Here is a 20047-nt window from a genome sequence, read left to right as displayed (position 1 = left end):
AAGGCACAATTCTGCCCGGTTACCTCCATATACATGCCCTCTACCTCCAAGGGGATAGACGCGTAAAAAGGAGGGGTTAGATGGCGCGTTCAGCGGGCACGGCGCCGATCTCGCGCATGATCGGCCAGCATGATCAACATGCATGCCACCAGCGCCGCATAGAGGAACATGAAGCCCACCGTACGTACGCCCAGCCACTCGCCACCCAGCACGAAAACCGGCGGCAGCAAGGCGGCGAAGAGTCCACCCAAGGTCAGGGCCAGCCCACCCACCAGCGCCATGTCGCTGCCATGATCACGATGGATCAGCCGCATCAGGCTACCCTGTCCTATCCCCATGGCGACGCCCATGGCCACCAGCAGTCCCAAAAAACCCCATAGCGGGGCCGCATAGCGCAGCGTCAGTTCGCCATGTATCCCCTCGATGCGCATGGAGAAGGGGGGATAGGAGAGCAGGAAGAGGCAGACCAGTACGAAGGCGCTGACCCACCAGCGCAGACTGCGAAAGTCGCGCAGATCAGCCAGCATGCCGCCGATCACCTGGCCCGCTCCGACTGCCAGCGTGAAGGGCAAGGCCCAGAGGGCCGCGGCCTGCAGCGAGAGGCCATAGCGGGCCGCCAGGTGGCCGGGCAGCCACAGCGCCAGGGCCACGAAGGCGCCGAAGAAGAAGCTGTAGGTGATCGCCAGTCGCCACAGCTGCCAGTCGGCGAGGAGGCAGGCGACGCGGACGACGCGCGTCCTTGGCGAGCCCCGCGTCGGCGGTGCCTCGTCATCCCCGTCCTCGGTTGTCTCGGGGGAGGCGGGCGCATCGGCATCGTCGGCGAACAGCCATAGCAATGCCGCGATCAGCAGTACCGGCAACAGGTAGAGCAGCGGCGCCATGCGCCAGCCATAGGCCTGGCTGACCAGCGGCAGCAGCAGGTAGCTCAGCCCCGCCCCGACCATGCCGGCCCCGTAGAAGCCCAGTGCCAGGCCGGCATGTCGAGGCGGCCCCAGCTCCGCCACATAGACCAGGCCGGCGGCCAGGGCCCCGGCGCCCAGCCCCAGGCCCAGGCCGGCCATCAGAAATTCCAGATAGTGGTCCGCCTGGCTGATCCACCACAGAAAGGGGCAGATCAGCAGCAGGCAGCCGAGCATTACTCGGCGCCCGCCGAAGCGCCGGGCCAGTAGCGCCATGGGCAGGCTGGCCAGGCCCCCGGCGAGCATCGGCATGGCCAGCAGCACCGCGAAGCCGACGCCGCCCAGGGCCAGGTCGCGACGCAGCTCCACACCGAGCATGGCAAACAGGGTCCAGCAGGCGAAGACCAGGGCGAAGGCCAGCGGTGACAGAATCACCACCACCAGGGCCCGATAGCCGGGAGGCGCCGACGCGTCCTGTGACGGGTCGGCACGCGGCAGCGGCGGTGAAGTCTCGTCGTTGCGAGTCATGGGCGGCAGGCTTTGTGCAGGTTTTGTGAAGGGTTCCTGAATTCTCGGGAGCGCCGCCCGGGGCGTCAAAAGAGCAAGGGAGGTACACCTTTGAGGGAGCTATCACTACCCACTAGGGTATAGTGACACCCTGAATCCATGGACTTGTAACGCGCGCGGAGGCCCCACCCGCCGATGAAACTGCTGCAACGCTCTCTGGTGGCGCGCATCGTCGCCTCGCTGCTGGCGATCAGCGCCATGGCACTGATCAGCATCGTGGTGACCATGGTGGTCGCCAACGGCAGCCGCGGTGATGCCGCCGCCATCAACGTGGCCGGCTCGCTGCGCATGAATACCTACCAGATCGTCGCTGCCCTGCAGCGTTATGAACGCCAACCCGAGGCGTCGCAGCGCGAGCGTGTCGAGGTACTCAGCGAACGCTTTCGCGAGCGACTCAACAGCCCGCAGCTGACCGAGGCCCTGCCCGAGGCCGAGGATCATCCCCTGCAGACCCAGTACCAGATGCTCCGGACCCGCTGGGACGAAGCGCTGGCCCCCAAGGTGAGCCGCGCCATTGCAGGCGAGGGCGTGGACGTCGAGGTACTCCGTCAGACCCTGGACGGCCTGGTGGGTGACATCGACCAGCTGGTCTCCCAGCTGGAGCAGAACAGCGAGGCCAAGATCCGCCTGCTCAGCGTACTGCAGATTCTCTTCCTGGCGCTGACCGCCGTGGTAGTGGCCATCGCCCTCTACGACATCCGCCACAACCTGGTGGCCCCGCTGCACCAGCTGGTGGTGCTGGCCAGGGAGGCCGGCCGTCGCAACTTCGGCTACCGAACTCAGCTCAAGGGCAGCGACGAGCTGGCGCTGCTGGGCAGCACCTTCGATGGCATGGCCGAGGAACTCGGCGCCAGCTACGCGGCGCTGGAAGCACGCGTCTCGCGCAAGAAGGCCGAGCTCGAGCGCAGCAATCGGGTCATGCAGGTGCTTCACGACGGCAGCCGGGCCCTCTACGGTGGCGGCAATGACCTCTGCGCCAGTGCTGCCCCGATGCTGCGCCGCATCGAGGAGCTGCTCGAGATCGGTCCGATTCGGCTTTCGCTGCACGACCCCTATGACGACCGCGAGGTACCGATTCTCGCTACCCACTCACCCAGCCGACCGACCTACTGTCGCGACCATGACTGCCACGCCTGCCTGCTCGACCCCGAGCCGCTGGCGCTCTCCGAAGACGGCGAAGCGGAGTGCCTGCTGCTGCCGGTGAGCGTCGGCGCCACCCTGCTCGGCACTCTGGAAGTCTGGTATCCCCAGGACCGCGAGCTCACCGACAGCACCCGCCGGCTGCTCAACGCCCTGACCGACCAGCTGGCCACGGCGGTGTACCTGCAGCGGCGCATCGAGCAGCAGCAGCAGGTGACGTTGATGAACGAGCGCACCATCATCGCCCGGGAGCTCCATGACTCCCTGGCCCAGTCGCTCTCCTACCTCAAGATGCAGGTCGCCAGGCTCGAGCGCATGCAGGCCAAGGAGATGCCTCGCGACGCGCAGACAGCGGTCTTCGGCGAGCTGCGTACCGGGCTCGACAGCGCCTATCGTCAGCTCCGCGAGCTGCTCACCACCTTCCGCCTCAAGCTCGAGGGGCCCGGCCTCTCCAGCGCCTTGCGCCAGACCACCGAGGAATTCGCCGAGCGGCTGGGCTGCCAGGTAGAGCTGTTCTTCGACGTCCCGCCGCACCTGCTCAATCCCAACGAGGAGATCCATGTGCTGCAGGTGGTGCGCGAGGCGCTGGCCAACATCCACAAGCATGCCCACGCCCATTGGGCGGCGGTCACGGTGCGCTTCCAGCAGGCCCGGCTGCATGTCATGGTCGAGGACGATGGCATCGGACTGCCGGATAGCGGCTCGCCCCCCATGCACTATGGGCTGGTGATCATGCGCGACCGTGCCGATACCCTGGGCGGTGAGTTCGCGGTGCGCAACCGCCAGGCGGGCGGCACCCTCGTCGAGCTCACCTTCTCCCCGCAGACCGCGCGACTGATCGCCCAGCAGCCGGCCAGCGGCCCCGAGACCACCGCCATTCCACACGGACACAGGAACTCGCCCGGATGACACTCACCGATCACGACACCCCTGCCACGATCCTGCTCATCGATGACCATCCGCTGCTGCGCCGCGGCGTGTCGCAACTGCTCGAGTTGGAAGACGACCTGGTGCTGGCCGGCGAGGCGGGCGAGCCGGAGGTGGGGATCCGGCTCGCCGGTGAGCTCGACCCCGACATGATCCTGCTCGACCTCAACATGCCCGGTATGGACGGCATCGCCACCCTGAAGGCGCTGCGCGAGCAGGGCTATGCCGGGCGCATCGTGATGTTCACCGTTTCGGACCACGAGGAGGACGTGGTGGCCGCCCTGCGCAGCGGTGCCGACGGCTACCTGCTCAAGGACATGGACCCCGACGAGATGGTGCGCCAGCTGCGCCAGGCGGCGCTGGGTCGCATGGTGATCAGCGAGAGCCTCACCGCCCTGCTGGCCGAGGCCCTGCGCAGCCAGCGCAACCAGCCTGCGGCTCCGGATATCCACAGCCTGACCCAGCGTGAGCGCGAGATCCTGCGCGAATTGGCCGCCGGCCTCTCCAACAAGCTGATCGCCCGCAAGCTCGATATCACCGAGGGCACGGTGAAGGTTCACGTCAAGCATCTGCTCAAGAAGCTCAATCTGCGCTCGCGGGTCGAAGCCGCGGTATGGGCCGTTCAGGAGGGCGTGGACAAGTAGGTTCTGTGTGGATACCTCCAAAGACTCCCGCCGCGTCCTCTGGCTCTCGCCACGCTCGCCGTCTCTATAAAAATATTTTAAATATCAACGACTTGTCGGCGAATACCTCCTACCTCGCTGGAGGTATCCCGCCGATTTTGCGGCATTTTCTCCCCGTTTCGCCGCCCTCCGTCCAGGCGTATCTTGCGCGACAAAGCCCTGCCTCTTGATATCGGTCAACCGCGACCGCTGGCCGGGGCCTAACGCAAGCGCTCGGAGGGAAACACACCATGACCAGAAAGAACGCCGACATCGAACACTGGGATGTCGAGAACGAGGAGTTCTGGGAGAAGGAGGGCAAGAAGGTTGCCAATCGCAACCTCTGGATCTCCATTCCCAGCCTGCTGATGGGCTTCGCCGTGTGGCTGATGTGGGGCATGATCACCACCCAGATGCGCAACCTCGGCTTCCCCTTCACGGTGGACCAGCTGTTCACGCTGACCGCCATCGCCGGCCTCGCCGGCGCCACGCTGCGCATCCCGGCCTCGTTCATGATCCGCATCGCCGGCGGGCGCAACACCATCTTCCTGACCACCGCCCTGCTGATGATTCCCGCCCTGGGCACCGGCATCGCGCTGATGAATCCGGACACGCCCTTCTGGGTGTTTCAGGCCCTGGCGCTGCTCTCGGGCATCGGTGGCGGCAACTTCGCCAACTCGATGAGCAACATTTCCAGCTTCTTCCCCAAGAAGCAGCAGGGCTATGCCCTGGGCATGAATGCGGGCCTCGGCAACTTCGGCGTGACCACCATGCAGATCCTGATTCCGCTGGTGATGACCGTCGGCATCTTCGGTGCGCTGGGCGGCGATCCGATGGAGCTGCAGAAGGCCAGCGGTACCCTGATCGGCCGTATCGAGGCGGGTACCGATACCTGGATCCAGAACGCCGGCTTCATCTGGCTGGTCTTTCTGATCCCGCTGGCCTTCGCCGGCTGGTTCGGCATGAACAACATTCGCGCCATCACGCCCAATCCCGGTTCTCCGGTGCAGGCCTTCGGCAAGATCCTGGGGCTCTATGGCGTGGGGTTCCTGGCCTCGATCATCGGCGTCGTGGCGCTGGGCTGGCTGAACATGTGGATCGCCCTGCCGCTGACCATCGTGCTGACCCTGTTCCTGCTGCGCCTGATTCCCGGTGACATCAAGCCGAACATCCAGAAGCAGTTCGCGATCTTCTCCAACAAGCATACCTGGGCGATGACGGTGCTCTACATCGCCACTTTCGGCTCCTTCATCGGCTTCTCCGCGGCGCTGCCACTCTCCATCAGCGTCATCTTCGGCAACATGATGGAAGTGGGCGCCGACGGCAACCTGATGCGAGTGGCCAATCCCAATGCACCCAGTGCCCTGACCTGGGCCTGGATGGGTCCCTTCGTCGGCGCGCTGATCCGCCCGGTGGGCGGCTGGATCTCCGACAAGGTGGGGGGTGCGATCGTCACCCAGGCGATCTCCGTGGTGATGGTGCTGGCCTCCGCCGCCGTGGGCTACGTGATGATGCTGGCCTACAACGCCACCGACCCCAATCAGTACTTCTGGATGTTCCTGATGCTGTTCATCGTGCTGTTCGCTGCCAGCGGCATCGGCAACGGCTCCACCTTCCGCAGTATCGGCTTCATCTTCGACCTGCAGCAGAAGGGGCCGGTGCTGGGCTGGACCTCCGCGGTGGCCGCTTACGGCGCCTTCATCGCCCCGCGGGTGATGGGCGAGCAGATCAAGGCCGGCACCCCGGAGATGGCCATGTACGGCTTCGCGGTCTTCTACGCCCTCTGCCTGGTCGTCAACTGGTGGTTCTATCTGCGCAAGAACGCCTACGTGAAGAACCCCTGATTCATCAAGCCGGTAGCGCCCGGGAAGATCCCGGGCGCCCCTACCCGAGATAGCGAGATCCGCCATGAAGATCATGCTTGCCTACGATGGTTCGCGGAATGCCAGGCTTGCCCTGGAACAGACCATGCAGATGTTCCACAACAGCGCGCCCACCCTGGTGCTGGTCGGGGTCGCCGAGAACCCGCGGGATGCCACGGATGCCAACGAGGAGCTCTTCCAGGAGGAGTACCGGGAGCTCAAGGCACAGCTGCAGGAGGGTGTGGAGACGGCCGTGAAGGCCGGATTCGATGCAGAACTGCTGATCGCCGAAGGCGATGCCCGCAAGCTGCTGCTGCAAGCGACGCACAAGGAGCGGCCCGATCTGCTAGTGATCGCACGTCACAGTCACGAACCCGATCCGAGCTTCATCGCCAAGTCGCTGAATGCCATCTTCGATGAATTCGACTACATGACCTTCGGCAGCGTCAGCTCCTTCCTGACCCGCCGTGCCGAGTGTCCCTTGCTGATTCTTCCCACCGGCGAATCGGCAACACAGGAATAACGACCATGAAAGTCTCTTCCGTCTTCAAGGTGAAAAGTCCCGAGATCCGGGCCCTGCACCTGACCTGGATCGCCTTCTTCATTACCTTCTATGTCTGGTTCAACATGGCGCCCCTGGCGTCAAGCATGCTCAAGAGCGTCGACTGGCTGACCCAGGACGACATCAAGCTGTTCGCCATCTGCAACGTGGCCCTGACCATACCGGCGCGGATCATCGTCGGCATGGCGCTGGACCGCTTCGGTCCGCGGCGGGTGTTCTCGATCCTGATGGTCACCATGTCGGTCCCGGCCCTGGTGTTCGCCTTCGGCGATACCATGGCGCAGTTGCTGGTCTCGCGCCTGGTGCTCAGCTCCATCGGCGCCAGCTTCGTGGTCGGTATTCACATGACCGCGCTGTGGTTCAAGCCACGGGACATCGGCTTCGCCGAGGGTTTCTATGCCGGCTGGGGTAACTTCGGTTCGGCGGCGGCGGCCATGACCCTGCCGACCATCGCCATCACCATGTACGGCGGTGACGACGGCTGGCGCTGGGCCATCGCCCAAAGCGCCATCGTGATGGCGGCTTATGGCGTCTACTACTGGTTCGGCATCACCGATGGTCCGGATCCCAAGGCCCACCGCAAGCCGCGCAAGGCCGCCGCCATGGAGGTCAGCAGCTGGGCCGACATGATCAAGCTGATCCTCTGGACCATCCCGCTGGTCGGCGTCCTGGGCATCCTGGTGTGGCGCATCCAGAACATGGGCTACCTTTCCACCACCGGTGCCGTGATCGCCTATCTGGCCATCGTCGCGGTCGTCATCTATCAGATCATCCAGATCCTGCGCGTCAACGTGCCGATCCTCAAGGAAGGTGTCCCCGAAGACGACAAGTACCCCTTCAGCAGCGTGGCGGCGCTGAACAGCACCTACTTCGCCAACTTCGGTGCCGAGCTGGCCGTGGTCTCGATGCTGCCGATGTTCTTCGAGGAAACCTGGGGCCTCAGTGCCGCCATGGCCGGCCTGATTGCGGCGTCCTTCGCCTTCGTCAATCTGGTGGCGCGCCCCATGGGCGGGCTGGTCTCCGACCGCATGGGCAACCGCCGCTTCGTGATGCTCAGCTACATGTTCGGCATCGGCATCGGCTTCGTGCTGATGGCCATGCTCAACTCGAGCTGGCCGCTGATCGTCGCCGTGGCCATCACCATCTTCACCTCCTTCTTCGTGCAGGGGGCCGAAGGCGCGACGTTCGGCATCATTCCCTCGATCAAGCGTCGTATCACCGGCCAGATCTCAGGCATGGCCGGCGCCTACGGCAACGTGGGGGCGGTGGTTTACCTGACCATCTTCACCTTCGTCACGCCGACCCAGTTCTTCTACATCATTGCCACCGGCGCCTTCCTCAGCTGGCTGATCTGCCTGATCTGGCTGAAGGAGCCCGAGGGCGCTTTCGACGAGGAGTATCACGTCTCCTCGGTGGATCGCATGATCGAAGAGCAGGCAGCGCTAAAGGCCGGACAGGCCTCGCGCTGAGGCGTTTCCCCCGACCCGGGCGGTTCAACGACCGCCCGGGTCGCTGCGTCTTGAGCCACGGTATCGCGCGTCGCTGGTGACGCAACGAGGAGTGCGGCCCCGAGGCTATCACCAACGAGATAGAGATGAGATTTGAGGAGGTAGGCCAGCGCTGAAATTGATGCACATCAAACTCGATCTCGCCAAGGCTGACAGGCTGTAAGTCAAAGCTTCACGCAACGTCGAGGGAGGCACGCCATGCAACATCTCGAGGGGGTAACCCGGCCCCAGCAATACCGGGCGCTGGGCCTCAGTACCCTGGCCTTCACCACCTGCTTCGCGGTATGGACGATCTTTTCCATTATCGGTGTCCAGATCAAGCAGGACCTGGGACTCAACGAGACCCAGTTCGGCATCCTGGTCGCGACCCCGATCCTCACCGGCTCGATCAGTCGCATCTTCCTGGGCATCTGGACCGAGCAGTTCGGCGGTCGGCGTGTGTTCAGCGTGCTGATGCTGATCACCGCCGTCTGTGTCTTCCTGCTCTCCTACGTCGAGAGCTATGCGATGTTTCTGGTCGCGGCACTCGGGGTCGGCCTGGCCGGGGGTTCCTTTATCGTCGGTATCGCTTATACCTCCTACTGGTTCGAGAAGGAGAAGCAGGGCACGGCGCTGGGCATCTTCGGTGCCGGTAACGCAGGGGCCGCGGTGACCAACTTTGCCGCTCCCTTCCTGCTGCTGGCGCTGGGCTGGGAGCAGACCGCGGTGGTCTATGCGATCGTGCTGGCGGCCGTCGCCGTGGGCTTCTGGGTGTTCTCCAAGGAGGATCCGATGACCCGCGCCCGCCGCGGCCAGGGCGGCAAGGGCTCCTCCGCCCGGGACCAGCTCGAGCCGCTCAGGCACCTCCAGGTGTGGCGCTTTGCCCTCTACTACTTCTTCGTGTTCGGTGCCTTCGTGGCCCTGGCCTCCTACCTGCCGCGCTACTATGTCGGCGCCTACGACGTCAGCATCGCCGTGGCCGGCTCACTGGCGGCCCTCTACACCCTGCCGGCCAGCGTGTTCCGCGCCCTGGGCGGGTGGATGTCCGACCGCTACGGCGCGCGGGCGATCATGTACCTGACCTTCATCGCCTCGCTGGCCTGCCTGTTCCTGCTCGCCTATCCCGAGACCCGCTACGTCGTGCAGGGCAAGGAGGGCGAGATCGCCTTCTCGCTCGCCATGCCGCTGTGGGGCGTGGTGGTGCTGACCGTGCTGCTGGGCTTCTTCATGTCGCTGGGCAAGGCCGCCGTCTACAAGCACATCCCGGTCTACTATCCGGAGAACGTCGGCTCGGTAGGCGGCCTGGTCGGCATGATCGGCGGCCTGGGCGGTTTCTTCCTGCCGATCCTGTTCGGTGCCGTGCTCGATCTCACCGGCATCTGGACCAGTTCCTACATGGTGCTGTTCGTGCTGGTGGCGGTATCCCTCGCCTGGATGCACGGTGCCATCCGGCGCATGGAGCGCCAGCGCCTTCCCGAACTCGGTGAAGAGCGCTATCGCTACCTGCCGGAGATCCAGGCGCCAGCCGAACAGTATGCCGAGCACCGGCGGTCGCAGCAGCGCAAGGAGTGACGCCACGTAACGAACGACGTGAATGCCACCTGCGGGTGGCATTCGTGCTTTCGGTGGAGTGTCTTGATCCAGGCCAGGAAAATCCGCCGCGTCTCACGCTATAGTGGCATATGAAATACATCAATAGGTCGGGGCCTCGATATGGTCCCGGCCGACCTGCCGGATGCGAGGTATCTCCCATGTCCCAATCCCTGGCCCATGAATTGCCCGTCAACGCCGACAAGAGCGCTCGTGGCCGCGGCGTGGCCATCGTCGTCTACATGCTCTTCCTGGGCAGCGTGCTCACCGTCGTCACCGCGCCTATCGGCGTACTGATCGCCCACCTCAAGCGCCAGCGCGCCGAGCCCTGGGTAGAAAGCCATCTGCAGTTCCAGATCCGCACCTTCTGGCTGGGCATGCTGGGCGGTGGGCTATTCGTCGCCACCTGGCAGCTGCTGGGGCTGGTGGGCGCTCCAGCCGTGGCGCCCTGGGCGCTGGGCTATGTCTACTTCACCGTCTGCCTGATCTGGATGGTGGCGCGCTGCGGCGTGGGCATCAGCCGCCTGACCTCCAACCAGCCGGTGGCCGACCCGCGCAGCCTGGCCTTTGGCGGTGCCCGGGTGACCCTGGCCGACGAATGAAGGAACGGGCACTTCCCAATCCCGGCTGGGGACCGCTCTCGGCGCTGCCCGGCAACCCGCTGATGTGGGTGCTGATCCTCAGCGAGATGTTGGTCTTCAGCGCCTTCTTCGCGCTGTATGCCGCGGAACGAGTGGCGGCAACGGCCCTCTTCAATGCCTCCCAGCGCGAGCTCGATCCGCTGCTGGGTGGGCTCAATACCCTGGTACTGCTGACCAGCGGACTCTTCGTAGCCCTGGCGGTGGAGGCGGTGAGCGCCGGACGGATTCGCCGTACCCGCCAGTGGCTGGGTGCCTCCATGGCGCTGGGTGTGCTGTTCGGCGTCATCAAGGGCATCGAGTATGCCGGCAAGTTCGCCGTCGGCATCACCCCGGAGACCAACGCCTTCTTCGGTTTCTACTATGGGCTCACGGCGTTCCATTTTGCCCATGTGCTATTTGGCCTGGCGTTGCTGGCGCTGGTGACCTGGCGGACCTCCATCGAGAACGTGGAGACCGCTGCCGCCTTCTGGCACATGGTCGACCTGATCTGGATCCTGCTCTACCCGCTGCTCTATCTATTACGTTGAGCTGATGGCTCCCTATTGCGCTGAAGGCTCTCCATCAAGCTGAGGGCTATCTATCAAGCTGAGGGCTCTCTATCAAACAAAAAGCTGAGGGCTCCCTCCCGAGGTGACCATGACATGCTGCCCGGCACCCGCCGCCTGCTCATTACCTGGGCCACGCTGATGGCCCTGACGCTGCTCTCGATGATCTCGGCGCAGCTGGATCAGGACAGCTGGCAGGCACTGCCGCTATGGTCGGCGGGCCTGGTGATCGCCGCCACCGGCTTCAAGGCCCAGCGGCTGCTGATGGTCTACCTCAACCTGCGCGCCGCCACGCCGGCCTGGAAGGGCACCTTCGTGGGCCTGGTGGTGTTGACGCTGGCACTGATCGCCGGCGGCTACCTGGTAGCGCGGCTGACCGGCTGACGCCGACGCCGGCCGCTCCCCCCTGCCGCGGTGCGAAGGCGAGAGACCCCCCGGCGCCCGCTGGCACGTCGCGATCTCGCGTCACCTCCTGTCGTTACGGTAAACCAGCAAGATCGTGCCCCGCGCCGAGATGCCTGTTATAAGTGAAAGTGCAGGCAGCAAGCACCCTGCCCATTCGGCAACTGACTCACGCGAACGTGGCTGCTGCGTTGGCTCAAAAGCGTCGCTCGGCGACGAAAGTTATGACTTCCCAACACCCCGTGGCACCCGGCCGCATCGTGGCCATCGGCGGCGCCGAGGACAGGACCTCCGATCTCGAGATCCTGCGGGAGGTCTTTGCCTTGGCCCCCGAGGGCCAGGACGAGGTCGCCGTCATCGCCACCGCGAGTGGCATTCCCGACGAGGTGCTGCCCGACTATGAAGCGGCCTTCTCTCGCCTCGGCGCCAGCCGCGTCCATCTGCTGGGGATCCGGGACCGCCAGCAGGCGGCCGAGGATGACACCGTTCGCCTGATCAAACAGAGCGGCGTCATCTTCTTCACCGGCGGTGATCAGCTGCGCCTGACCAATGTCCTGGGGGGATCTCCGGTGCTGAGTGCCATCCGTGATCGCCTCGAGGACGGCGCAGTGGTGGCCGGGACCAGTGCCGGTGCGGCAGCCATGCCGGGCACCATGATCTACAACGGCGCCGCCGCCGATGCCCTGCGCAAGGGCGCCGTCAACATGACCTTCGGCCTGGGCTTCGTCGATGGCCTCATCATCGACAGCCACTTCCTCGAGCGCGGGCGCTTCACGCGCCTGATGGAGGTCGGGGCAAGCAACCCGGAATACCTCGGGGTGGGCCTGGGCGAGGATGCCGGCGTGATCATCCACCCCAACGGCATCCTCGAGGCCATCGGGCCGGGCCATGTCGTCCTCATCGACAGCCGGGACCTGGCGAGCTCGAACATTGCCGACCTCTCCATGGGCGAACCGGTGGCCGTCGAGCACATGATCCTCCATGCGCTGGTCAGCGGCCACGGGTTCGACATCGAGGCACGGCGCTATCTCGTCCCCCACGAACTCGGCGCCATTCTCGCGGAGAGTCGATGAACATTCTCGAGCACCGGGCACTGCGCGGCCCGAACTACTACAGCCGCTACCCGGCGATCTTCATGCGCCTGGACATCGGCGACCTCGAGGAGAAGCCAAGCGATACCGTCGCCGGTATCGTCGAGCGGACTGCCGCCCTGCTACCGACCCTGCAGGAGCACCGCTGCTCGGTGGGCCGGCCCGGCGGCTTCCTGGAGCGACTGGAGCGTGGCACCTGGGCCGGCCATGTCGTCGAGCATGTGGCGATCGAGCTGCAGAACCTGATCGGCTTCTCGGTGGGCTACGGCAAGACCGTCGACAGCTACGAGCCCGGTATCTACAACGTCGTCTACCGCTACCGTGACGAGGCCTGCGGCCTGGCGGCCGGGATCGAGGCTGTCGACCTCGTCGAGCGACTGTTCGCCGGCGAGGCGATCGACATGCCGGCGATCATCGAGCGCCTCAAGCAGGTGCGCGACGCCCACATGCTGGGGCCCTCCACCGCCTCGATCATTGCGGCCGCCGAGCGTCGTGGCATTCCCCACATCCGCCTGAGCGAGGAAAACAGCTACATCCAGCTGGGTCACGGCCACCGCCAGCAGCGGATCCAGGCGACGGTAACCGGCCATACGGACCTGATCGGCTACGGCATCGCCGGTGACAAGGCCTGGACGAAGCAGGTGCTCGGCGATGCCGGCATTCCGGTTCCCGAGGGCCGTGTCTGCGACTGCCTCGATGACGCCCTCGAGGCCGCGCACGCCATCGGCTACCCCGTCGCGGTGAAGCCGCTGATCGGCAACCATGGCCGCGGCGTGAGCACCAACGTCGACGATGACCAGGCCCTGCGCGAGGCCTTCGGCATCGCCTCCCGCCACAACCCCTCGGTGATCGTCGAGCAGTACATCGAGGGCGAGGACCACCGTCTGCTGGTCATCGACAGCAAGCTGGTGGCCGCGGCCAGGCGCCGCCCGGCCCATGTGATCGGCGATGGCGTCGCCACCCTGCAGGCCCTGGTCGACAGGGAGAACCAGGACCCGCGTCGCGGCGTCGGCCATGAGAACCTGCTCACCCAGATCCAGCTCGACGAGCAGTCGCTGAGGCTGATCGGCCAGCAGGACCTGAGCCTGCAGAGCGTCATCCCGGCCGGCGAGATCGTCTACCTGAAGCCCACGGCGAATCTCAGCACCGGCGGCACGGCCACGGACGTGACCGACGACGTCCACCCGGAAGTACGCTACGCGGCGGAGCGGATCGCGCGGCTGGTCGGGCTCGACATCATCGGCATCGACCTGCTGGCCGAGACCCTGACCCGGCCCCTGGAGGAGCAGGCCGCCGCGGTGGTCGAGGTCAATGCCGGACCCGGTTTTCGCATGCACCTGTCGCCCACGCACGGCGAGGGACGCGATGTCGGCCAGCCTGTGATCGACATGCTGTTCCCGGACAGCGAGACCGACGCCCGCATTCCCATCGTGGCGGTGACCGGGACCAACGGCAAGACGACCACGGTACGCCTGCTCTCACACCTGCTCCGCCAGGCGGGACGCAACGTCGGCATGGCCTGTACCGGCGCCATCGAGATCGACAACCATGTCATCATGCGCGGCGACTACAGTGGCCCCCAGGCGGCGGCCATCGTGCTGCGCGAACCCACGGTCGAATACGCCGTGCTCGAAGTGGCCCGTGGCGGCATCATGCGCCGCGGCCTCGGCTTCGACGAATGCGACGTGGGGGTACTGCTCAACATCGCCAGCGACCACCTGGGGGAGCATGACATCCACACCCTCGACGAGCTGGCACGCTGCAAGACCGTTGTCATCGATGCCGTGCGCCAGGGCGGGACGGCCGTGCTCAATGCCGATGACCCGCGGGTGATGGCCGGCCAGGAGTGGGCGCGAGGCGATGTCACCTTCTTCACCCTGGACCCGGAGGCTGCCTCCATCCGCCAGCATGTCCGCGATCACGGGGTGGCCTTCACGGTCCACCAGGAACGCATCGTGATGCGTCTGGGCCAGGTCGAGGCCGAGGTGATCCCGGTGGTGGACGTGCCGATCACCTTCGAGGGCCATGCCCGCTTCAATGTCGCCAATGCCCTGGCCGCCAGCGCGGCCGCCTATGCCCTGGGGCTCTCCATCGCCGATATCCAGATGGGCCTGCAGACCTTCCACCCCACCCCCGGACAGAATCCCGGACGCACCAACCTCATCGACGCCAACGGCATGAAGGTGCTGATCGACTACGGGCACAACGTGCCGGCGCTCGAGGCCTTGAGCGAACTGGTCGGCTGCATTCCGGCCCGACGACGCATCAGCGTGGCCAGCGCCCCGGGGAATCGCCGTGACGAGGACCTCGTCAGCCTCGGCACCCTGCTCGCCCGGATGCACGACGTCGTCGTCATCTACGAGACCGATGCCCGCGGTCGCGCCGTCGGTGAAGCCGCCGACCTGCTGCGCGACGGTGCCGAATCGATGGGGGGCTGTCGGGTCGAGATCGTCCTGGAGGAGCACCAGGCCGTCGACCGGGCTTTCGACGAAGCCTGCGAAGGTGACCTGCTGGTGCTGCTGATCGACGATGTCGAGGGCGCCATCGAGCGCCTGAAGGGTCGTCGCTTCTCGCCACCGGCGGCGACTGACCCCAACGGTGAGTCACCATGATGCCCCTCGATGAGCGGGACGCCCCCCTGCTGACCCTGCTGCGCGTCGGTCGCATCTTCGCCCCCCAGCCCCTCGAGGCGACCGACCTGCTGATCGCCGACGGCCGGCTAGCGGCCTTGGGGCGAGAGCTCGACGTCCCGACGGGCTGGCCGGTGCGGGTCGTGGAGGCGCGTGATCTGACCGCCGTTCCTGCCTTTATCGACCAGCATGTGCATGTGACGGGTGGCGGCGGCGAAGGCGGCTGCGGCACCCGCTGCCCGGAGATCACCGCCCGGGAGATCGCCGCCATGGGCATTGGCACCGTGGTGGGGGTGCTGGGCACCGACGGCATCAGCCGCTCGCCGGCGGACCTGCTGGCCAAGGTCCGGGGACTCAGGGCCGAGGGCATTGCGGCCTACATGTACACGGGGTCCTATCGCGTGCCGCCACCGACCCTCACCGGCGACCTGCAGCGCGACCTGGCCTGGATCCCCGAGGTCATCGGCCTGGGCGAGCTGGCGATCTCGGACCACCGCTCCAGCCAGCCCCGCCAGGACGAGATCGCGCGGCTGGTCAGCGAGGTGCGCGTCGGTGCCATGCTGGCCGGCAAGCGCGGCATCTGTCACTTCCATGTCGGTGACGGCCAGCGGGGACTCGAGCCGCTGCGCCGGCTGCTCGCGGAGACCGAGATTCCCGCCGACCAGGTGATACCCACCCACGTCAACCGCCACCGCGTGCTGCTCGAGGAGGCTGCCGACTATGCGCTGGCCTTTGCCGCCAGCGTGGATGTGACCGCCTTCGAGGACCCCGGCGAGGAGGGTCTCTCCGGCTTCGATGCCGTCTCCCGGCTGCTCCTGCGCGGCGTGCCGGTCGAGCACATCACCATGAGCTCGGACTGCAACGGCAGCCTGCCCGAGTTCGATGCCCAGGGTCACTACATCGGCATGCGGGTGGCGCGCAACACCGCCCTGATCGCGGACTGGCAGCGCCTGGTGCGCGAGGAGGTGTTGCCACTCGACCAGGCCCTGGGCCTGATCTCGGGAAACGTGGCGCGGGTGCTCGGGCTCGATGGCCAGAAGGGCCGCCTGGCCGCCGGTTTCGATGCCGACGTGACCCTGCTCGACGACGACCTCCAGCCGCAGCAGACCTTCGTGGCAGGGAAGCGAGTCTATGCCAGGGACGACTCGCCGTAGCACCGCGGGCGCAGCGCCTCGAACTCGCGACGCAGCCGGCGGATGCGACGCGGTTAACCCCAAGTCCGATCGGCTGCTAGGCTGAAAGACATTCTCCAGATCCCGAATGTCCCCTTCCTCGCTACCGATATCCGACGCGGAGCTGACAATGCAGATGTCCCTCTCGCCTCCCGACGCCACCCTGACCGTCCGGCTGATCCTGAACGGTGAGCCAGTCACCCTCGAGGTCCCCCCACAGGCCATCCTGCTTGATGTGCTACGCGATCAGTTGCACCTCGGTGGCACCAAGAAGGGCTGTGACCATGGCCAGTGTGGCGCCTGCACGGTGCATGTCGATGGCCGCGCGGTGAATGCCTGTCTGCGCCTGGCGGCGATGTGCGAGGGCCAGGCCATCACCACCATCGAGGGACTGGCGGAAAAGGGGCAACTGCACCCGGTTCAGGAAGCTTTCCTCGTGCATGACGCCTACCAGTGCGGCTACTGCAGCCCGGGGCAGATCATGTCCGCCGTGGCCCTGCTTGAGGACCCGGAGGCCGCCACCGACGATGCCGCGGTCCGTGACGCGATGAGCGGCAACCTGTGCCGTTGCGGGGCCTACCGCAACATCCAGGCGGCCATCGCCGATGCCCGCCGCCATCTGGAGAGCAATGCGCAACAGCAAGGCCGCCAGCCATGAAACCCTTCGCCTTCTCCCGTGCCGATAGCCTCGAGACTGCCGTGGAGTACCGCCAGGCCGAGCCGAACAGTGCCTTCGTGGCCGGCGGTACCACCCTTCTCGACCTGACCAAGCTCGATGTCATGCGTCCATCGCGGGTCATCGACATCAACGCCCTGCCGCTGGAGGGAATCGAGCGGCTCGGGGATGACCGCCTGCGTATCGGCGCCCTGGTGACCAACGCCGAACTCGCCCGCCACCCCGCCGTGCGCGAGGATTACCCGCTGCTGGCCCGGGCGATACTGGCCGGCGCCTCGACCCAGGTGCGCAACATGGCGACCACCGCCGGCAATATCATGCAGCGCACGCGCTGTCCCTACTTCCGCGACGTGGCGGCGGCCTGCAATAAGCGCCAACCGGGCAGCGGCTGTGATGCCATCGGCGGCATCAACCGCATGCATGCCGTGCTCGGTGGAAGCGAGGCCTGCGTGGCCGTCCATCCGTCTGACATGTGCGTGGCGCTGGCGGCCATCGGGACCACGCTCACCCTGCACGGCCCGCAGGGCGAGCGCGAGATCGATTTCGCCGATTTTCACCGTCTTCCCGGCACCACGCCGCATCTGGAGCATATGCTCGGCGACGACGAACTGATCGTCGCGATCACCCTGGACCCCCCGCTGCGGCCTCTTGGCACGGCCTACCTCAAGCTGCGCGACCGCGCCTCTTACGAGTTCGCGCTGGCCTCGGCGGGTGCCATGCTCTCGCTGGACGACGGGATGATCGGCGAGGCGCGCCTGGCGCTGGGCGGCGTGGCCACCCGGCCCTGGCGCTGTCACGAGGCGGAAGCGCTGCTCGTCGGTCGACGCGCCGAGGAGGCCGCCTTCACTCAGGCGGCAGATGCCGCCCTTGCCGAGGCACAGCCGCTTTCCCACAACGCTTTCAAGGTCGTGCTGGCACGTCAGGCCATCGTGCGCGCCCTGCGCGATGCCAGGGAGGGACACCCATGAGCGAGATCAACGACCCCGCCATCGTCGGACATCAGACGCCGCGTATCGATGGCGAAGACAAGCTGACCGGCCGCGCCACCTATACCACCGACTGGCAGGTCACGGGCATGCTGCATGGCTATCCGGTGCCCGCCACCATCGCCCATGGCACCCTCGAGGCGCTGGAACTCGACGAGGCGCGTGCCATGCCCGGGGTAGTGGATATTCTCCACCACCGGCACTTCCCTGAGCTGCAGCGCAGTCCCAACAGCATGAAGCACGGCGACCAGGTCAGCGAGGTGCGCCTGCCCTTCGAGGACGAGCGCATCTATTACCACGGCCAGTATATCGCCCTGGTGGTGGCCGAGACCTTCGATCAGGCGCGTGCCGCCGCCCTGTGTGTCCGCGCGCGCTACCGGCGCGAGCACGATGTCAGGCCCGGCCTGCTGTCAGGCGATGCCGAGGGCGAGACGGTCGACGACTATTCGCGTGGCGATCCCGATATCGCCTTCGCCTCGGCGCCGGTGATCCATGACGCCACCTACACCATCGCACCCGAGAGCCATGTACCGCTCGAGCCCCATGTCACCCTGGCCGAATGGCATGGCAGTGAGCCGCGCCTGATCGTGCACGAATCGACCCAGGGCATCTTCTACGAGCGCAATGCCCTGGCGCGCATCTTCGACCTGCCCGCGGAACGGGTCGAGGTGATCTCCCATTACATCGGTTCGGGCTTCGGCAACAAGCTGTTCATGTGGCCCCATGCTGTCGCCACCGCTGCCGCCGCACGCCTGCTGGGGCGCCCCGTCAAGACGGTGCTGCCACGTCAGCAGGACATGATGAGCACCGGGCAGCGGCCGGCATCGCGCCAGCGCATCCGCCTTGCCGCCGATCCCGACGGCCGGCTGATGGCGATCCATCACGACAGCACCAGCGAGACGTCGCTGGTCGATCGCCACGTCGATGCCTGTGGCGGGGCCACGCCGAGCGCCTACGCCTGCGACAACGTCGCCACCCGCCAGCGCCTGCTGGCGGTCAATCACGGCACCCCCTGCCCGATGCGCGCCCCGGGCGAGGTGTCCGGCATCTTCGCCCTGGAGTCCGCCATCGACGAACTCGCCCTGGAACTCGACATGGATCCGCTGGCCCTGCGTCTACGCAACTATGCCGATCACGATCCCCAGCGCGACCTGCCGTGGTCGAGCAAGCAGCTCGATGTCTGCCTGAAGGGCGCAGCCGAGCGGTTCGGTTGGGCGGCTCGCGACCCGCGCATCGGCGCGATGCGGAAAGGCGACGAGATCATTGGTTACGGCATGGCCTCGGCCACCTGGTTCGCCGGGCGCCAGCCCTGCGAGGCACGCGTGGAGATCCGTGCCGACGGCTCGCTGCTGGCCGCCTGCGGGACCCAGGACATCGGCACCGGCACCTACACCATCGTCGCCCAGGCGGTCGCCGAGCTCACCGGCGTACCAGTGGCCAGCATCGATGTGCGGCTTGGCGAGACAAGCCTGCCCGCCGGGCCGCTCTCCGGGGGCTCGATGACCACCGCCACGGCCCTGCCGGCGGTAGCCGCCGCAACGCGCGATGCCCTGGATGCCCTCCAGGAAATCGCCGTTGGCCCGGGCGGCCACTTCGCGGGCCACGACCGGGCGTCGCTGGAGGTCAAGGAAGGAGCCCTGGTGGCCAAGGGACAGCGCGCCGGCTTTGCCGAGATCCTCGCCAGACACCGCCTTGGCAGTGTCTCCGGCAAGGGCAGCGCCGCCCCGGGCGGTGAGCGTCGCCAGTACAGTTTTCGCTCCTTCGGCGCCCACTTCGTGGAGGTGCGCTGGGATCCGGGCATCTCGCGGCTGCGCGTCGCCCGGGTGGTGAGCAGCATCGATGTCGGTCGTGCCGTCAATCCGCTCGCCGCGCGCAACCAGGTGGAGGGGGCGATCGCCATGGGCATCGGCATGGGACTGCTCGAGCGGCTCGAATACGATCCGCGCGACGCGCGCCTGATCAACGCCAATCTCGCCGACTATCGGGTGCCGGTGCATGCCGACATGCCGGACGTCGACGTCGAACTGCTCGACTATCCCGACTTTCGCTTCAACGAGTTCGGCGCCCGCGGCATCGGCGAGATCGGCCTGACCGGCATCGCCCCGGCGATCGCCAATGCCGTCCACCATGCCACCGGCAAGCGAGTCCGCGACCTGCCGATCACCATCGAGACGCTGCTCGACTCGCCGCTGATCATGACTTAGGGCC

At 66.3% G+C, this 20047-nt stretch carries 16 protein-coding genes; 15 read left to right on the top strand and 1 reads right to left on the bottom strand.

All coding sequences use genetic code 11. The features are described from left to right. Window positions 1-89: 89 nt before the first annotated feature. Window positions 90-1427 carry an MFS transporter gene (locus FHR95_RS07965; RefSeq protein WP_183314001.1) on the bottom strand — a complete coding sequence of 446 codons (1338 nt, stop codon included), beginning with the start codon at window positions 1425-1427 and terminating at the stop codon, window positions 90-92. 174 nt (window positions 1428-1601) lie between these two features. Here FHR95_RS07965 and FHR95_RS07960 point away from each other — a divergent pair, with 174 nt between their 5' ends. The 15 genes from FHR95_RS07960 (at window position 1602) to FHR95_RS07890 (ending at window position 20043) form a co-directional block, all read left to right on the top strand. Next, a complete protein-coding gene (locus tag FHR95_RS07960) occupies window positions 1602-3515 on the top strand; it encodes a type IV pili methyl-accepting chemotaxis transducer N-terminal domain-containing protein (RefSeq protein WP_183314000.1) in 1914 nt (637 codons plus the stop codon). Beyond that, window positions 3512-4177, top strand: coding sequence for a two-component system response regulator NarL (narL, locus tag FHR95_RS07955; protein ID WP_040183408.1), 666 nt, complete (start codon window positions 3512-3514; stop codon window positions 4175-4177). Before FHR95_RS07960 ends, narL begins: the two co-directional genes overlap by 4 nt. Window positions 4178-4446: 269 nt before the next feature. Beyond that, window positions 4447-6039 carry an MFS transporter gene (locus tag FHR95_RS07950; RefSeq protein WP_040183410.1) on the top strand — a complete coding sequence of 531 codons (1593 nt, stop codon included), beginning with the start codon at window positions 4447-4449 and terminating at the stop codon, window positions 6037-6039. A 64-nt stretch (window positions 6040-6103) separates the two neighbouring features. Beyond that, window positions 6104-6580, top strand: a complete 477-nt coding sequence (locus FHR95_RS07945) for a universal stress protein (protein WP_040183411.1) — start codon at window positions 6104-6106, stop codon at window positions 6578-6580. A gap of 5 nt (window positions 6581-6585) precedes the next feature. After that, complete coding sequence (locus tag FHR95_RS07940) at window positions 6586-8088, top strand: MFS transporter (protein ID WP_183313999.1); 1503 nt, start codon at window positions 6586-6588, stop codon at window positions 8086-8088. 237 nt (window positions 8089-8325) lie between these two features. Further along, window positions 8326-9678 carry an MFS transporter gene (locus FHR95_RS07935; RefSeq protein ID WP_040183414.1) on the top strand — a complete coding sequence of 451 codons (1353 nt, stop codon included), beginning with the start codon at window positions 8326-8328 and terminating at the stop codon, window positions 9676-9678. A 179-nt stretch (window positions 9679-9857) separates the two neighbouring features. Continuing rightward, a complete protein-coding gene (locus FHR95_RS07930; RefSeq protein WP_040183415.1) occupies window positions 9858-10298 on the top strand; it encodes a DUF4870 family protein in 441 nt (146 codons plus the stop codon). Further along, window positions 10295-10864 carry a cytochrome c oxidase subunit 3 family protein gene (locus tag FHR95_RS07925; protein ID WP_183313998.1) on the top strand — a complete coding sequence of 190 codons (570 nt, stop codon included), beginning with the start codon at window positions 10295-10297 and terminating at the stop codon, window positions 10862-10864. The genes FHR95_RS07930 and FHR95_RS07925 overlap by 4 nt, the downstream gene beginning before the upstream one ends. Before the next feature lie 114 nt (window positions 10865-10978). Next, window positions 10979-11266 carry a hypothetical protein gene (locus FHR95_RS07920; protein WP_183313997.1) on the top strand — a complete coding sequence of 96 codons (288 nt, stop codon included), beginning with the start codon at window positions 10979-10981 and terminating at the stop codon, window positions 11264-11266. Between the two features lie 242 nt (window positions 11267-11508). Then, the gene (locus FHR95_RS07915; RefSeq protein ID WP_183313996.1) at window positions 11509-12357 is read left to right on the top strand and encodes a cyanophycinase; all 849 of its coding nucleotides are present in this window, start codon (window positions 11509-11511) and stop codon (window positions 12355-12357) included. Continuing rightward, complete coding sequence (gene cphA / locus FHR95_RS07910) at window positions 12354-14987, top strand: cyanophycin synthetase (RefSeq protein ID WP_183313995.1); 2634 nt, start codon at window positions 12354-12356, stop codon at window positions 14985-14987. Before FHR95_RS07915 ends, cphA begins: the two co-directional genes overlap by 4 nt. Next, entirely contained in the window at window positions 14984-16159 is a 1176-nt protein-coding gene (gene iadA / locus FHR95_RS07905) for a beta-aspartyl-peptidase (protein ID WP_183313994.1), read from the top strand. The genes cphA and iadA overlap by 4 nt, the downstream gene beginning before the upstream one ends. A gap of 148 nt (window positions 16160-16307) precedes the next feature. Next, the gene (locus FHR95_RS07900; RefSeq protein WP_040183424.1) at window positions 16308-16835 is read left to right on the top strand and encodes a (2Fe-2S)-binding protein; all 528 of its coding nucleotides are present in this window, start codon (window positions 16308-16310) and stop codon (window positions 16833-16835) included. After that, a complete protein-coding gene (locus FHR95_RS07895) occupies window positions 16832-17821 on the top strand; it encodes an FAD binding domain-containing protein (RefSeq protein ID WP_183313993.1) in 990 nt (329 codons plus the stop codon). Before FHR95_RS07900 ends, FHR95_RS07895 begins: the two co-directional genes overlap by 4 nt. Continuing rightward, window positions 17818-20043: a xanthine dehydrogenase family protein molybdopterin-binding subunit gene (locus tag FHR95_RS07890; protein WP_183313992.1), complete on the top strand. Its 2226-nt coding sequence runs from the start codon at window positions 17818-17820 to the stop codon at window positions 20041-20043. The genes FHR95_RS07895 and FHR95_RS07890 overlap by 4 nt, the downstream gene beginning before the upstream one ends. Window positions 20044-20047 lie beyond the last annotated feature (4 nt).

The organism is Halomonas fontilapidosi (genome assembly GCF_014192285.1).
Classification (GTDB): domain Bacteria; phylum Pseudomonadota; class Gammaproteobacteria; order Pseudomonadales; family Halomonadaceae; genus Halomonas; species Halomonas fontilapidosi.
The sequence above is the reverse complement of the archived record's forward strand: the minus strand, read 5'-3'. Positions and strand labels throughout refer to the sequence as shown.